The sequence below is a fragment of the Actinomadura sp. KC06 genome (assembly GCF_004348735.1).
GTDB lineage: Bacteria > Actinomycetota > Actinomycetes > Streptosporangiales > Streptosporangiaceae > Spirillospora.
Window position 1 is genome coordinate 20658 of the sequence record NZ_SMKT01000096.1, and the last position, 15121, is coordinate 35778.

The window sequence follows — 15121 nt, forward strand, 5'->3', positions numbered from 1 at the left end:
GCCCCCACTCCCTTTTAGTATATTTCGATTCGATGGCTAGGTAGTCGTCAACCGTGAGCGAGAGTTCTGGCTGCCGGGACTGGCTGAGCAGCTTCCCGTACCCAACCGTGAACGTCCCCCGAGGAGAGGGAGAAGGCATGGCCGGCCGACGCGGAGGGCCTCCCCTACCAGTCAAAATCGCGGAGGAGGCGAGGCGTCAACTCCCGGCTGTGTTCGCCGCCGCACCACCACTGGACGGGGCAGGTGGACGCGACGTCCTCACGGTCTCCATGCCGGTGGAGATCACGGTCACGGGAGAGACTTCAGAAGATCGGCCCACTGATCGTCTTGCCAGCGCGACCTTGCGCGGCACGCTGCTGCAAGAGTTCATCGGACACATCGAGTCTGGCCGACTGGCCGATGCGGTGAGTACGGCGTTCTCCACGTACTGGGGCCAAGGCAGCCCCGACGGAGTCGAGATCCGCCCAAGTCCACGAAATCCGTTGGTAAACGCAGGGCTCCGAACGCCCGGTGGTGGGCCGGTGACCGATACTGATCAGCGGTCTTGGCCATGAACAGGGCTCTCATCCGCGCCCACTAGAGGTGACGCACGTTGCCGTCCCTTGTTGCTCAGCTCGAAGCTGCTCAGGATCTGTCGGACCTTCTTCCGACGTGCGCGCCTGTTGCACCGCTTGAAGCAGGTAAGCGCCATCGCATTCTTCGGTCGGCGGCAGCCAAAGCCGAGGCGGACGCTTTGGATGAGGCTCGACGAGGATCGGGCCAGCTTCACCTTCCTCCTCTAGCGAGGTGAAGTCAGCCGCAATCAGGATATCAATATCGTCTGCGACTGGGGCCAGGCGAACGCAGCGACTGAAGGACCCGCTGGGATACACAGCGTGCATGGCCGGGAAAGCGATTCGGCAAAGCTCGTTGATTTCTTCGAGAAGATGAGGTGGAGAGGTGTCGGCAAAGGACATCGACTCAAGGACCACTCCAGCAAGCTGGAGCGATCTTGGGACGGGCAACGCCTGCAGTTCAGCCGCTCGTCTCCAGGATTTGAGAGTACGGAGCAGTGGCGCCCGGCGAGGCCGGAGCTGACCTCTTACATCCTCGACGGCAATCGCCAGCGCCAAGTTCGAGCCGATGAACGAACTGAGCGTTCGACGGTCGACGTAAAATACAGAACCCGGTTTCCTGTTGAGGGATTGTGGTTCACTTTGGAGAACGGGGTCGTGCTGCATTGGTTGGATGTGTGCGCACGTTTTGATCATGTCGGCTTCTGAGCGTGCTTCGTCGAGGATCCGAACGGCTTTTCGCTCCGCCTCGGAGACGATCTGTTCTGATTTGCGCTGAGCCTCCTGGAGGGCACGGAGGGCGGTTTGTTCTGTCTCCTGTGCGCGGGCGGTCATAGCTTCGGCTCGTTCGCGGGCTCGACGCGTGATCGTGGCGGCGTTGCGGAGGGCTGCGTCCTCGAATTCCTGGGCGGCGCGCTGTGCGTGGGAGCGGGCGCTCAGCAAGGCCATGAGCAGTCCAAAGGTGAGGGTCTTGCCCGACCCGTTCCTGCCGGCGAGAACCAAGCACTGTCCATCTTCCTGGGACGGCTCAGTATCGACGCAACCAAGGGCTTGTGGTGACGGGGAGGCCGCTTGCTGGTCAGGCTCACCGCCACCGTTCTGATCATCGTCCTGAGCGCGCTGAAGGACTCGGCGACGCCGTGCGGCCACGGCCTCCTTGGTGAGGTGCCGCGTCACGACGTCATCGATGTCTCGCGCATAGGCCAGCAGTTCCTGCCTGGTCTCCTCCGTCTTGGACGGGTTAGGCGCGAGCGAGGTGGGCTGGTCGGGCTTGTAGTTGTGGTCGCTCACCGCTCGTCCTCCTGGGTCGCCGGAGCCGAAGGGCTGGGCTCAGCCTCCCGTGTGAGTTGGTAATCCTGGTGGAGCAGAGGCTTGAGTTTCTGGCGTGCCAACTGAAGATTTTTTCGGACGGTGGCTTCGGTCTTGCCGAGGTGATCGGCGATCTCGGTGATCGTGGAACCGTCGTAAAAGGCCGCCATCACCGCTCGCTGGACCGGGGGCAGTGTCTCCAACATCTGCTTGATCCACTGGCCGTCCTCCCAGAAGGTCAGTTCGTGGCAGATGTCGGCCTCCGGCGTCAGATGGCCACCCCGGATTTCCAGCGGCATCCGTCTGCGCTCTCTGCGGCGGTGACCGACAGCGTGACTCAGGGCCGCCTTGCGGGCGTAGCCGACCGGGTTGGTGAGCTCCGACCAGCGCTTCACGACCTCAATCATGGCCTCTTCAACGGCGTCCTGCGCCTCCGAGAGCGACACCCCCGTCACCGCCATCGTGACCCCCACCAGATTGGGGAATTCGGTATCGAAGAGCGCATCGAACCCCTCCGGAGAATCAGCCTCGGGCTCGGCGACGGCCTGCGCCGCCTCGCTCACGTGCTTCACCGCCGACGATCCTCCGATCGAGCCATCACTCCGGACGCCTCCTCGTTGCCTTGGTGCACGAGACGGACAGAGTGTGAAATGCGGGTGAGACGTTTCCTGGCAGACTCAAACTGGGACCGTGCGGCCTGCAGAGCAGGGGCCGTCACTTCTTGATCAGCGCCAAGGCCGCGAGCGTCAGGGCCGCGCCGCCGGCGATGACGGTGACCAGCAGCGAACCGGTGGTGGCGTAGGCACCGACGAACGCGGCGATCACGCCGTTGATCAACCCGAGTAGCGGACCGACCTCGGCGAAGACCCTGTGCCTTTCGTCCTGCCTGTCCGGCGGGGATGCCTCTTCCGAGGGCCGGGAGGCAGGCGACTGGCTCTGATGGGCGACCACGGTTGTTGTCCTTCCGCGCGGTTGGGTGGACTCTTGTCTTCGCCCCATCGGTGTGCAAGAAGCAAGAGTTGTGAAACCTGCAGTTCACGAGGCCGCTGAGGCGACAGTCCACCTGACGGGCCGCCGGGATCGGACATCGGCAGGGCAACTGCTGGTCTGGCGGCGGACGGTCAAGGCCGTGTCTGCGCCCAACCGCTCACCCACCCCATGGTCAGCCCTGGACGGCCACGGCTGTACTGCTCCCCTTTCTGCTCCCAGCGCGCGCACACTGCGCCGCCACGGGGTGGCTGTAGACCGACCGCTGGGTCTGAGCGCTGCTCGCCTCGACTAGGGCCAAAGTGCGCCAAATATCTTCCCCTGCTTGGTGTCCCCGGGTCAGGGTCGTGAGCGATGGCATTCCCATCCTTGACGATCACGAAAGGGCCGAACTGGTTGAACAGATTCCTTCTGGAGCGCGGTTTTATGTCGGCCCCGATCGGGAGGGCGAGCAATGTACCGGATCGCCAAGTCCTTCAGCTTTGAGGCATCACATCAGCTTACCGGACTGCCGGACGGCCACAAATGTGGACGGTTGCATGGGCACACTTACCGGGTCGAGGTGGTGCTGGAGAACGCGAATCTGACGGATTGCGGGTTCGTGGTGGACTTCGCCGACCTCGCACCGTTCAAGGCGTACCTGGATGCTTCGCTTGATCATCGGCATCTCAACGATGTCTTCGACTTCGCGCCGACAAGTGAGAATTTGGCCCATCACCTGTATGGGTGGTGCCGCGCTGAGCTGCCTTGTCAGGTCGGTGAGCTCGTGGCCGCGGTGTGCCTGTCGGAGACTGGCTCGACCTGGGTCGAGTTCCGCCCGGAGCACGCGGCTGGCGAGGGCGACCATTGAGGGCGCACATCAATGAAACGGCGAGGCATTCTCACAGCCTGTGGGTCTCCGAGCGCTTCGGTCCGACGTTTCAGGGAGAAGGGCCGTCTGCCGGTCGCCAGGCGGTGTTCGTCCGGCTGCTGTCCTGCAACCTCGATTGTGGTCGCGGAGAGGGGGCGGCGTGGTCGTGCGATACCCCCTACACGTGGGACTGGGATCGGTTCGACCGCAAGGCTGAAGGCAGGCGGGTTCCAGTTCGTGATCTGGTCTCCTGGATTCTCGACCGGCGCGTCGAGCTGATGGTCATCACAGGTGGAGAACCACTGCTCCAACAGCGCAGGCTGGTCGATCTCGTGGTCCAGGTGCTGGCCGAAGGGCGTCGGGTCGAGATCGAGACGAACGGCACTGTGGTTCCACTTTCTGATCTTTGCCGGGCGAACGTGACCTTCAACGTCTCGCCGAAGCTTTCGGCCAGCGGTGTCGCCACGTCCAGGCGAGTCGTGGACGAGCCGCTGCGAGTCTTCGGCCGACTGGCGCGGGCGGGCGGTGCGGTGTTCAAGTTCGTCGTCACCTGCCAGGCCGAGCTGGACGAGGTCGCCAGGCTGGTGGACGCCCATGCGCTCGCCCCGGTGTGGATCATGCCAGCGGGTACGGATGCGGACGTCGTGCTGCGGCGTGCCCGGGAGCTGGCCGAGCCGGTCCTTGCCCGGGGATGGCATCTGACGCCTCGGCTGCACACCTTGCTGTGGGGAGACGCTCGTGGACGCTGAGCGGCTTTCCTGGGGTGACCATGCGCGGCTCGTCGACGACATCGCCACCCGGGTCACCGCGGACGGAAAGCCGGACGTCATCGTCGGGGTCCTGCGCGGCGGAGCGGTTCCGGCGGTGATGCTCGCGCATCGGCTCGGGCTACGCGACGTCCGCACGCTGACCGTCGTCCACACGACCGCAGACGGCGTCAACGCTCCTAAGCACACCGAGCCCCGGGTGACAGATACCGGCGCGCTGGGCGGTGTCGGCGGCATGGACGTCCTGGTGGTCGACGACGTCGCAGGGAGCGGGAAGTCGATCGAACTGGCGCACCGGCTCGTCTCTGGCGGCAACGCCAAACGGATTCGCACGGCCGTGTGCGTTCTCAACCTCGGCAACTGGCCCGAGGCCGCCCCCACGCCGGACATTGTCGGCCGCCGCGTCCACCGCTGGGTGATCTTCCCCTGGGAGGTGTCGTGACCACCGTCGCCTACTGCCTGCTCACCTACCGTCCCGATCACCCCTCCGGCATCGAGCGGAGCATCGCCGCGCAGATGGCCGGTATGCGCGAACTTGGACACGAGCCGCTGGTGATCGCTGCCGGGCCGCCGCGGCCGGGAGATGCCGATGAGCCAGCCCTGATCCGGCTGAAGTCCGTCGTGCTGCCCGCGTTGACCCGCCACACCGAGGTGGTGGACGCGATCGCCGATGAGCGTGCGGTGGCCGCGGAGGTCCGAGGCGTACTGGCCGACCACGGCGTCGATGTGGCGTGCTGGGGAGCGCCGGTGTGGGGGCTCGGCCACCTGGGAGCGGCCCCACCGGGCACGCTGTCCGTGCTCATGGTGCACAACACCCTGCGTCCGACCTCGGACCCGGCACCCATGCACCGCGCGGTGGCCGCCGCCGACGTCGTCTGCCCAGCCAGCCCCTACGTCCTAGACAGCTACGCCTCCGCTGGCTGGGACACCACCGATTGGAGGATCGTCCCCAACGCCGTCCTGAGCACCGGCCTCCGGCCGCCCTCCCGGTGTGAACGTGAACAGCTCCGCAGACGCGGACCAGTCCGCATCGTCTCGCGCGCCGACCCGGGCAAGGGCCAAGCCTGTTTCCTTGAGGCGATGCCCGCCGGGTGGGACCGGCCCATCGAGATCGTCCTAGCCGAAGCCGACTTCGAGTTCGCCCACGGCCAGCAGGCCCGCGCGGTCGCCGACTGCCGCGCCCAAGCCGACCGGCGCAGTGACGTCGTCACCTTGCATCCGGCGCTGCGCTGGCACGACGTACCGGCCTACTTCGCCGAAGCAGCCGCGACGGTCATCACGTCGGTGGAACCAGAGACGTTCAGTCACACCACCGCCGAGGCACTCAGCGTCGGCACACCCGTGGTCGCTTTCGACCTCGGTTTCGTCCCCGACCTGGCAGGCCCCGCCGGGCGTGTCGTCCCGCTCGAAGATGGGTTCGCCGCCCTGTGGAGCAGGCTGCACCAACTCCTCCACGACTGCGACGCCTACCACGCCGCGAGCCGGGCCGCGCCCGGCCGCATCGCCCATCACAACCCTGTCACGGCCGCCTCGGCGCTGCTGGCGGCGGCCCTGCCCAGCCGGATCTGACCCCGACCAACCGCTTGCCGCACGGACATCGCCGTGTGGTCCCGTCTCCCCTTCCACGGAAAAGAGGAGGGTTCCATGTTCACCTTGTTCGGGCTCCAGCCCCCAGACCGCGTCCTGGTCGTCGCCGCTCACCCTGATGACGAGACGCTGGGGATGGGCGGGACGATCGCCGCGCTGACAGACGCCGGTATCGGCGTCGACGTACTCGCCGTCGCCTGTACCAGCGGCGTGATGCACGGTGGTGTCTCCGACACCGAGGTCCGCTCCCGCGAGTTCGACCGGGCCTGCACCGTCCTACAGGTCGCTCGCCGACGGCTCGCTTGGATCGATACCGATCGAGCGCACGGCCTGCCGTCGTGGCCGGCCGAGATCGTCCGGCTTATCGAATCGGGCGAGGAGGTGTCGCTGGCGGCGAGCCGACCGGCCGCGCTGTTCCTGCCCGCGGGGGGCCACCATCACGACCACCGCGCCGTCCACGCCGCCGCGCTCGCCGCCGTCCGTCCCGGCCACCGCCCCGACCGGCCGCTGCCCAAGCTGGTGGCGGGCTACGACGGCCCAGAAGACCGCTGCTGGTCCACCGCCGACGCGGCTCGCCCGCTGGTGGTCGACATCAGCGACTACACCCCCACCAAGACCAAAGCGCTGCGCTGCTACGCGAGCCAGCTCCGCGACGATCCGCATCCACGCAGCCTCGCCAAGGTCACCGCGCTCGACCTGGCCGCAGGAGCGGTGATCGGCGTGCAGGCGGCCGAACGCTTCGCGCTCTACCGGATGGTCGCATCATGAGCACCCGCGACGGAAGGCGGATACTTGTCGGTCATCAGCCCGCCTACCTGCCGGGCCCCGGCTACTTCTCGCGGCTGCTGGATGTGCCGCACTTCCTCGTCCTGGACCACGTGCAATTCAGCCAGGGAAGCTGGCAGCAGCGCAACCGGGTGCCAGGGCCGGATCGAGCGCCGCGCTGGCTCACCGTCCCGGTCCGCCAACGCTTCGGCCAGCCGATCCGCGACGTGCAGATCAGCGGGGACCGGTGGAGGCGTCGGCACTGGCAGAACCTGTCCCAGTCCTACGGGAGTGCCCCGTTCTGGTCAGCGTGGGAACCGCAGCTGCGAGCCGTGTACGACCGGCCCTGGTCACATCTGTTGCCGCTGAACCTGGAACTCATCCGGCTCATGCTCGACGGGTTCGGTATCGAGGTGGAGATCATCGGCTCCAGTGCGCTGGCGCCGCGGGGAGCCAAGACCGGCATGCTGGTTGACCTTTGTCGGCGGACCGGCAGCAACGTCCTACGCGTGGGGACCGGGGCAGCGGCTTACCTGGACACCGCTCTGCTCGATCGAGCCGGGATCGACGTTCAGGTCGCCTCCTACGCAGCCGACAACGAGGGGCTCTGGGAGGTGGGCTCGCCGGGGCTGACCGCGCTAGAGCTGCTGGTTCACTACGGGCCGGCCGCGCGCGCCCGCCTCGCCGACGGTGCCCGGCTGACGAACGGTTCGTTCGCGGAGGCGGCACATGAGTGATCTCGCAGACCCCGGGCGCACGGCGCAGACTCTGCAGTCCCGGCGTCGAGTCGATATCGCGGCCGTCGAGGATCTGTATCGCAAGATGCTCGAAGCGCTCGGCGAGGATCCCGACCGCGAGGGCCTGCAGGACACGCCACGTCGGGTGGCCGCGTGGTGGCGGGAGTTCCTGGACTTCGGCGCTGGCCGCTGCGACACGGTCTTCGCGCACACCACGATGACGGAGGGCCACCAACAGGTGACGGTCGCCGGCATCGTCGCCTGGTCGTTGTGCGAGCACCACCTGCTGCCATTCCGCGTGGAGTTCTCTTGCGGTTACGTCCCCAACGAGACGGTCGTGGGCCTATCGAAGATCGTCCGGATCGTCCAGGCGCACGCTCACCGGCTCCAACTGCAGGAGCGGCTCACCAGGCAGATCGCGACCTCTCTCGCCGAGGTCACCGGCAGCCGGGATGTGGGCGTGTGGGGGCGCGGAGAGCATCTGTGCATGAGCATGCGCGGTGTGCAGGCGCAAGCCGCCCGCACCGACACCAACTGTCTGCTGGGCCGTTTGTCCACCGATCCGGTGCTCGCGGCGCACCTGGCTCCGTCGGTATGCCGGGAGCATCGATGAAGGCTCGGCTGGACACAGCGCTCGTCACACGGGCCCGGCGAGCCGCGGGCTGGGTGAGCCTTGAGGGCGGCAACGGTGTCGGCAAAACCTACCTGGCCGCGCGTGCCGCAGCGCTGCTCGGCGAGCGCTGCCTCCACCTGCAGGAGCTGCCCGACTCCCCCGCCGACCAGATCCCCGGACAGGTCGTCGCCGCCCTCCATGCGGTCGGCGACATGTGGTTGCGCACCGGCAGGCCCCGCACCGAAACTCTGCTGCTGGCCGCACTGCAGGTCCACCGATACGAGGCGCTGCCTCCCCACGCATCCCACCGCATGGTGCTAGAGGACCGTGGCCCGCACAGCGTCGCGGTGTACCAGTCGGTGATCCTCACCGACCCCGAGGACGGCGACGATGGGGCACTGCGCACGGCTCAGTCGATCCTCGCTCAGATCGCCGCATGGCGGCCGCTGCCCGACACTGCGGTGCTGGTCGTGGACGATCCCGACCGGCGCCTGGCACGGTGGCGGCGCCGCCTCGGCCGTCCGCCGTCCGCGGACGAACTGGACTTGATGGCGCGCGCTGTCCACCTCTACGACCTGCTCGAACGAACCTCGCCTGGGACTTTCCAGATCGTCGACCGCCGGGAACTACACGAGGACGCCTGCATCACCGCAATCGTCGATGCCTGCCGCGCAGCCGCCCGGAGCGGTGAGGAGCCGACATGCCAATCCACCTAATCCGGAAGCCCGGCGCGGCCGCCGGGAGGGTGACGCTGCTGTGGGCGTTGCGGTCCCCATGCAATCTGGGATGTCGCTACTGCTACTTCGGGACGGTCGGCGATCACCGGCTCCAGCCCGTCACCCAAACGGGCCGACTGTCGCACCTGGCGCGCACCGACCTGTCCGCCGACCGGGTCATGGCTTTCGCCCGAACGCTCGAAGGCTCGGCAGTGCGGCGGGTGTTTGTGGCGGGGGGAGAGCCGCTGATCTGGCCGCCCGTCCTCGAACTCCTCGCCATTCTCAAAGCCGCCAGCGTGCAGGTCATCGTCTGCACCAATGGCATTCCGCTGAACCGCTCAAACATCCGGACTGGGCTGCTCGATCTGGGCGTCGACGCGGTGTCGGTGTCCCTGGACTCGGCGGACGCGGCCTACAACGACGCCTGGCGGCCGTCCCACAACAGCAAAGATGGCTGGCGACAAGTGATCGAAGGAATCACCGCGCTCCGCGATTCGCGTGGTCGGCGTCCCAGCCCCCGGATCGGGATATACACCGTGCTCACCCGCCATAACGCAGCCGACCTGCTCGATGTCGCGCGCCTGGCCTGCGACCTGGAGTGCGACTACTTCGTTCCACAACCGATCGCCCTGGACGGCGATCACGCGCTACACGACGAACTGTCGCTCACCAGAGCCGACGTTTCTTCTCTGCGCGCGGCGTTCACAGAGCTGCAGCAGGCACAACTTCCGCTTCGGCTTCCCGCCGCGCCGTATGCGGACCAGGTCACCGCCGCCGTTTCCCATCCGACCGGCGTGATTGAAGGATGCTTTGGCGGCAGCACCTTGAATTTCATCGAGCCGGACGGCTCGGTCTGGGACTGCCCGTCCTCGCTGCGGATCGCGGCCACCCCGCCCGAACGCCGACGGAACATCCGTGGCGCCGACGCACGCACGCTCTTCGCCGCCCGCGGTTGCACCGACTGTTCCTTGTTCTCCGTCGACTGCGTGAACATGTGGCCGCTCATGGGCTTCGACCGCTTCCTCGCCTCCAACCGCCCGAACCAGGACGCCGAATGAACGCTGAGCCACAGGACCCCTCCAGCAGAATCGGCCAACCAGCGACCGCCAGTGCCGCCGAGCGGCTCGGGCCGGTGCTGGCCCGCATGCCGGACCCGTTCGCCAACCAGCAGGTCAACGCTTTCCAAGACGAGCTGGCCGCCGCCTATGACACCCGGTATGCGGTCGCGGTCTCCTCGGGCACCGCCGCACTGCACACAGCACTCGTCGCAGCCGATGTCGGCCCTGGCGACGAGGTGCTCGTCCCCGCCTGCACGGTGGTGATGACCGTTGCGGCCATCGCCCTGTCAGGGGCCCGCCCGGTCTTCGTCGACGCTGCTGAAACCGGCGAACCGCTCGCCCTGGACGACCTCACCGCAAAGATCACCGATCGAACGCGCGCGATCCTGCCCGTTCACCTCGCCGGCAGGACCGCCGGGCTGTTGGACGTCATCGATCTCGCCGAACGCCATGACCTACGCGTCATCGAGGACGCCTGCCAAGCTCACGGAAGCCGCAACAACGGCAAGCTCGCCGGAACCCTCGGCGCCGCCGGTTGCTTCTCCCTCAAGGACGGCAAGATCACCTCCTGCGGTGAGGGCGGGTTCCTGCTCACCGACGACCCACTGCTCGCCGCGCGGGCGGCGAGCTTCCGCAGCCATTGGCAAAATGCCGCCCCGGGAGAACCACCAGGCAGCAGGCTCGGGACCAACTACCGGCTCGCCGAACCGCTCGCCGCTATCGCCCGGGCCAGTCTCGCCCAGATGACCAACGCGGTGGCCCGGCGCCGCCACCAGACCTCGCTCCTCACCGACCTCGTAGGTCATCTCGACGACCTAGAAACGATCGACGCCGACCCCTGCGAGGAGCCGAATGGACACAGCGCTCTGTGGCGCCTTCACCTGCCCGACCCCCGCCGGTTCTGCCAGCGTCTAGCCGATGCCGGAGTGACCAACAGCGTCGGTACCCATGGGCTCCGCGCCGCCCCGGACCATCCCGCGTGCCAGCAGTTCCACCCCGCCCCCTGCCCCCGGGCGTCCCGCGCCGTGGAGACCGCGTTGGCGGTACCGGTCACCGCACGCGACAGCGACGAACACATCGCCGAACTCGCGGCGATCATCAGAAAGGAGGCGACAGCATGGGCCCCATGACGACCGAACGGTCCTCCGCCGGGCTATCCGTTTCCGCCCCAGAAGGTTCCGGCCCGTGGTTCTCCGACCGGGCCTTCCCGCAGACGACCTTCGTCGTCATCGACTTCGAGACGCTCACCCCGGCCGGCCGACCGGCCGAGCCCATCGAGGTCGCCGCCGTGGCGGGGCGGTTCGAAGAGGGCGGCTGGCAGGAGAGCGGCCGTTTCGAATCGTTGATGCGGCCACCCGCCGACGTGCCGGTCACCAGCCTCGACACCGCCCAGACGGGCATCACCAGCCAAATGTTGAGCGGCGGCCCCTCACAGGCACAGATCATGCAAGAGTTGGACGCACGGCTCACACATCCGCCGTACCGGCTCGTCGCGCACCACGCCGCGACCGAAGCCGGCCTGATCGCCGGTCAACGCAGGCACTGCCCCACGCTGGCCAGAACGCCCCTGCTGTGCACGGTCAAGCTGGCTCGCACAGCATTCCCCGAACTCAGCAGCCACCGGCTGGACGCCCTGCTGAAGTACCTGCGCATTCCCGTCCCCGCCGACCGGCACCGGGCCATGCCCGACGTCGAAGTCACCGTGCAGGTGTTCCAGCACGTCCTCGCCGCAGGACTGGCCCAGAGACGCTGGTCAACGCTCGCCCACCTGGACGTCGCAGGCGGCGTCCACCCGCCGTCCCCTCCGGCCGGAGCCGACGATGAAGCAACCCAGGAACAGCTCTTCGAGCTTTAGCCGGTCACACCGCAACAATCGCATCCACCGACGCGAACAACTCCTTGGCCTGCAAGCGGGTGTCCTCAGCAAGATCGGGCAGGTCCGCGACTTCGTGCTCGGTAACCCAGCGCACGCGGGTCTCAGGTTCACACACATCCGCCACCCACTCGGCGACGAATACGTGGTCCACATGAACGTGCTCGTCCCGAGTGTGATTGTCCGGACTAGCCCCCATCTCAACGATCCACCACGGCACGGTCGCGGCCGTGTGCGGGAAGCCGACCGGAAGAGGCTTCGACGGCCCGGGCACCAGCCGGACACGGCACCCGAGTTCCTCGCTCGTTTCCCGCTCGGCGGCCTCAGCCGCCGTCTCGTTCGCCTCGACATGACCGCCCGGGGTGATCCACCCCTGAAACCGCGGATGCCAGACCAACCCCAATCGCCATCCCACCGCCTGCGACCTGCGGAACACGAAAACGGTCGCCGTCACCTCTTTGATCACCTGGCCTCCATTCCGGCCCCTGCACCGACGTCGAGCCCCGACCCTGCCACACCCTCTTGCCTCGATACCCGGCACATGCATCCCTCGGCATGCCTACCTCATCCGTCACCCCCGTCATCCAAGAGGAGAGCAGCGTGGAGCCCATCTGGAACGGGATCCTCACCTGTGACTACGAACGCACCCGTCCGAACGGCAGCCTCCTGGAATGGGAGCTGTACACCCGATCATTGATCTCCTGGCCCCAGATCCTGATGGACGACTCCAGCCCTTACGGCCGGCTACGACGCGCGGGCATCGTCGACATCCCCGAAACCGACCACGCCCGCATCACCTGCGCATGGCACGCCCGGCTCGCCGTCCCCCGATACGTCGCCGAGCTGATTGCCCTCACGACTCGCGACCAGAACGCCGCAGCCACCGCACTCGACCTCTGCGACAACGCCCGCCACAGCGGCGACGCCGTCGCCTGGACCTCAGCCCTCGCCTCCGCGACCAACGAACTCATCCGCGTGAACGCCACCCACATCGTCAACTGGCTCCTGCCCGAAGAGCGGTGGACGACCCTGCTCACCGGGCTGTTCGACTCCCGCACCAAGGCCGAAGCCTGCATGGTGGCCCTGCAACTCCCCGCCGAGCCGAGCCATGTACTCGCCGCCCACCAAGTACTCCTGGACGCGGCCTCGACGTCGGACCCCACACAAGCCGCCGAGCACGTAGCCGCGACCGGACACCTGTACGGCTCTCACCCACCAGCCACCACCGCAACGCCGTACGAAGACCCCGACGGCGCCACCGTTCTGATCGCGACCATCGATCCAGCCGAGGCCGCCACCACGTCCCGCCGCATGGCCGCGCACCGAACCACAGCCGTCTCCCGCCGGGACGCGTGGCAGACCGCCGCGATCCTGGCCGCGGCCGGCGACGACCGCGCCGTCACCGAAGTCCAAGCCATGGCAGCCGCACTCGGATGGGCAGCAACCTGTGAAGAGCGCCGCAAGCCGCTTCGTGACCGCTACCTGGCCACGGTGCGCCGGTGGTGTGCGACCTACGATCTCGACCCAGCCCGCATCACACTCGACGACCTCGCCAAGGTGACGTAGCCGTGACGACGCACCTGATCCCCTTGGCGCAGGTCACGGACCCGTCCCGGTTCGGACGCAAGGCCACCACTCTGGCTCGTCTGGCCCGCGCCGGGCTCCCGGTCCCGGACGGATTCGTGCTGCCAGTCGATCTCACCGATGAACAAGCCGACACGATGATCCCCCACCTCCTGTCGGCACTCACGCCGCTGGCCCCCCATGGAGTGATCGCCCGCTCGTCGGCCATCTGCGAGGACGGGCAACGCGCTTCGTTCGCTGGCCTCTACACAAGCCGCTTCTGCCCCACCGATCCCGCATCCCTGCAACGAGCCGTCCACGACGTCCGGGCGTCGGCCACCTCCACAGCCGCACACGCATACGCAACCGCCCGGAACATCGCCTACAACCCAGCCATGGCCGTCCTGATCCAGCCCGCAATGCGCCCCTTTGCGGCCGGAATCCTCGCCGCAGAATTCGGGCGACCCCCGATGAGATGGCGCATCGAAGCGATCCGCGGCCTCGCTGAGCCTCTCGCCAGCGGAGCGCAAACGGGCGAAATCCACGATGGCGAGCAACAGATCATCCCTGCTCAGCAAACCGAGATCGTCCTACCCGCCACACCCGAAGAGCTTCAACTCCCGCCCGGCGAATGGATCGATCTACCACTCATCGACCGAACCCACGAACGCGCCAAAATCCGCACCTCCGCCGCCGGACTGATCCACCTTCATCCAGCCGATCCCCGTCCGGTCCTCGAACCTCCCCACCGAACACGGCTACTCGAACTCGCCCTGGTCGCCGCTGACGTCCTTGACTTGAACAGCGTCGACCTTGAATGGGCCATGCTCCCTGACGGCACCGTCCAACTCCTGCAAACTCGTCCACTCACCTGCTCGCTCCCCGACCCCTCCTCCGCCGACCGTTGCGTCGGCGATCGAGAGTGGCAAGGCATCCCCGCTTCCCCTGGCCAAGCCACCGGCCCCCTCGCACATCTGTCGGATCTCCCCGAAGGCACAATCAAGAATCACGTGCTCTTGAGCGGCAACATCGGCGCCGACGCCGCCGCAGCACTCCTCCAAGAACCAGCCGCCATCATCACCACCTGCGGAGGGCCGCTCTCCCACGCAGCGATAACCGCCCGAGAACTCGGTATCCCCTGCGTCACCGCGCTCCCAGAAACCATCGCCGCCGTCCCAACAGGAACCAACATCAGCGTCAACGGCCTCACAGGAAGGATCTCCTCGATCCCACCCTCGGTGACGCGCCTCGAACGCGCCGACGACAGCACCCTAGAGAGCTCAAGCAACTTCGGGACGGCAATAGTAGTTGCCAATCCAGCATCAGACTCAGGCAACCACGACGGCCTCCCCACGCTCCTTATGCATCATCCTGGCCATCCAGTAATCAGGCGCATTCTCAGCAGTCCCACCGTCGGACCAACAGGACTGTTCCAACCCACCGAAACCCCATCCTTCAGCACATTGCCAGAGGGCTACACCGACCACCTCATCCCAGGTCTCGGCAGACTGGCCTGGCCCAACGACCTCGGTCTCCTGCCACAGCAACTCCTCGTCCTCAACGGCGCCAACGTTCTTCACCAGCGCCGAGTAACTATCGCGCGGCCAGCCGCATCTGGGAGTGTCAAGTTAACGGCTGATTTGGGGTTTGGGTGGTCAGTGGGTGGTTGGGGTGAGGCGGCCTTCGAAGGCGATCTGGAAGGCGTTCAGGGCGGGCTTCCAGCGCTGGACCCAGCGTTTCTGG

At 67.1% G+C, this 15121-nt stretch carries 17 protein-coding genes; 13 read left to right on the top strand and 4 right to left on the bottom strand.

Annotated elements, in window-relative coordinates; genetic code table 11:
• Window positions 1-563: 563 nt before the first annotated feature.
• The 3 genes from E1287_RS27265 to E1287_RS27275 form a co-directional block, all read right to left on the bottom strand.
• Complete coding sequence (locus E1287_RS27265; RefSeq protein WP_131967929.1) at window positions 564-1844, bottom strand: ATP synthase F0 subunit B; 1281 nt, start codon at window positions 1842-1844, stop codon at window positions 564-566.
• Window positions 1841-2425 carry a sigma-70 family RNA polymerase sigma factor gene (locus E1287_RS27270; RefSeq protein ID WP_165969196.1) on the bottom strand — a complete coding sequence of 195 codons (585 nt, stop codon included), beginning with the start codon at window positions 2423-2425 and terminating at the stop codon, window positions 1841-1843. Before E1287_RS27270 ends, E1287_RS27265 begins: the two co-directional genes overlap by 4 nt.
• A gap of 151 nt (window positions 2426-2576) precedes the next feature.
• A complete protein-coding gene (locus tag E1287_RS27275) occupies window positions 2577-2813 on the bottom strand; it encodes a hypothetical protein (RefSeq protein WP_131967931.1) in 237 nt (78 codons plus the stop codon).
• A gap of 490 nt (window positions 2814-3303) precedes the next feature.
• Here E1287_RS27275 and queD point away from each other — a divergent pair, with 490 nt between their 5' ends.
• The 11 genes from queD to E1287_RS27330 all read left to right on the top strand — a co-directional run bounded on the left by queD (window position 3304) and on the right by E1287_RS27330 (window position 11797).
• Complete coding sequence (queD, locus tag E1287_RS27280) at window positions 3304-3699, top strand: 6-carboxytetrahydropterin synthase QueD (protein ID WP_131967932.1); 396 nt, start codon at window positions 3304-3306, stop codon at window positions 3697-3699.
• Window positions 3696-4448: a 7-carboxy-7-deazaguanine synthase QueE gene (locus tag E1287_RS27285; protein ID WP_243719469.1), complete on the top strand. Its 753-nt coding sequence runs from the start codon at window positions 3696-3698 to the stop codon at window positions 4446-4448. The genes queD and E1287_RS27285 overlap by 4 nt, the downstream gene beginning before the upstream one ends.
• Window positions 4438-4908, top strand: coding sequence for a phosphoribosyltransferase family protein (locus E1287_RS27290; protein ID WP_131967933.1), 471 nt, complete (start codon window positions 4438-4440; stop codon window positions 4906-4908). The genes E1287_RS27285 and E1287_RS27290 overlap by 11 nt, the downstream gene beginning before the upstream one ends.
• Window positions 4905-6035 carry a glycosyltransferase family 4 protein gene (locus E1287_RS27295; protein WP_131967934.1) on the top strand — a complete coding sequence of 377 codons (1131 nt, stop codon included), beginning with the start codon at window positions 4905-4907 and terminating at the stop codon, window positions 6033-6035. Before E1287_RS27290 ends, E1287_RS27295 begins: the two co-directional genes overlap by 4 nt.
• A 75-nt stretch (window positions 6036-6110) precedes the next feature.
• Complete coding sequence (locus tag E1287_RS27300; protein WP_165969197.1) at window positions 6111-6821, top strand: PIG-L family deacetylase; 711 nt, start codon at window positions 6111-6113, stop codon at window positions 6819-6821.
• Window positions 6818-7555 carry a WbqC family protein gene (locus E1287_RS27305; RefSeq protein WP_131967935.1) on the top strand — a complete coding sequence of 246 codons (738 nt, stop codon included), beginning with the start codon at window positions 6818-6820 and terminating at the stop codon, window positions 7553-7555. Before E1287_RS27300 ends, E1287_RS27305 begins: the two co-directional genes overlap by 4 nt.
• Complete coding sequence (gene folE / locus E1287_RS27310; RefSeq protein ID WP_131967936.1) at window positions 7548-8168, top strand: GTP cyclohydrolase I FolE; 621 nt, start codon at window positions 7548-7550, stop codon at window positions 8166-8168. Before E1287_RS27305 ends, folE begins: the two co-directional genes overlap by 8 nt.
• The gene (locus E1287_RS27315; protein WP_131967937.1) at window positions 8165-8884 is read left to right on the top strand and encodes a thymidylate kinase; all 720 of its coding nucleotides are present in this window, start codon (window positions 8165-8167) and stop codon (window positions 8882-8884) included. Before folE ends, E1287_RS27315 begins: the two co-directional genes overlap by 4 nt.
• Before the next feature lie 29 nt (window positions 8885-8913).
• Window positions 8914-9942 (top strand): radical SAM protein, encoded by a 1029-nt coding sequence (locus tag E1287_RS27320; protein ID WP_243719470.1) that lies wholly within the window; start codon window positions 8914-8916, stop codon window positions 9940-9942.
• The gene (locus E1287_RS27325) at window positions 9939-11072 is read left to right on the top strand and encodes an aminotransferase class I/II-fold pyridoxal phosphate-dependent enzyme (RefSeq protein WP_131967939.1); all 1134 of its coding nucleotides are present in this window, start codon (window positions 9939-9941) and stop codon (window positions 11070-11072) included. The genes E1287_RS27320 and E1287_RS27325 overlap by 4 nt, the downstream gene beginning before the upstream one ends.
• The gene (locus tag E1287_RS27330; protein ID WP_131967940.1) at window positions 11069-11797 is read left to right on the top strand and encodes a 3'-5' exonuclease; all 729 of its coding nucleotides are present in this window, start codon (window positions 11069-11071) and stop codon (window positions 11795-11797) included. Before E1287_RS27325 ends, E1287_RS27330 begins: the two co-directional genes overlap by 4 nt.
• Before the next feature lie 4 nt (window positions 11798-11801).
• On the opposite strand, the gene E1287_RS27335 is transcribed toward E1287_RS27330, so the two are convergent.
• Complete coding sequence (locus E1287_RS27335) at window positions 11802-12281, bottom strand: NUDIX domain-containing protein (protein ID WP_207934488.1); 480 nt, start codon at window positions 12279-12281, stop codon at window positions 11802-11804.
• A 134-nt stretch (window positions 12282-12415) separates the two neighbouring features.
• Here E1287_RS27335 and E1287_RS27340 point away from each other — a divergent pair, with 134 nt between their 5' ends.
• Both E1287_RS27340 and E1287_RS27345 read left to right on the top strand, forming a co-directional pair.
• Complete coding sequence (locus E1287_RS27340) at window positions 12416-13381, top strand: hypothetical protein (protein ID WP_131967942.1); 966 nt, start codon at window positions 12416-12418, stop codon at window positions 13379-13381.
• 2 nt (window positions 13382-13383) lie between these two features.
• On the top strand, window positions 13384-15121 hold a 1738-nt coding region (locus E1287_RS27345), incomplete at its 3' end, for a PEP/pyruvate-binding domain-containing protein (protein ID WP_131967943.1).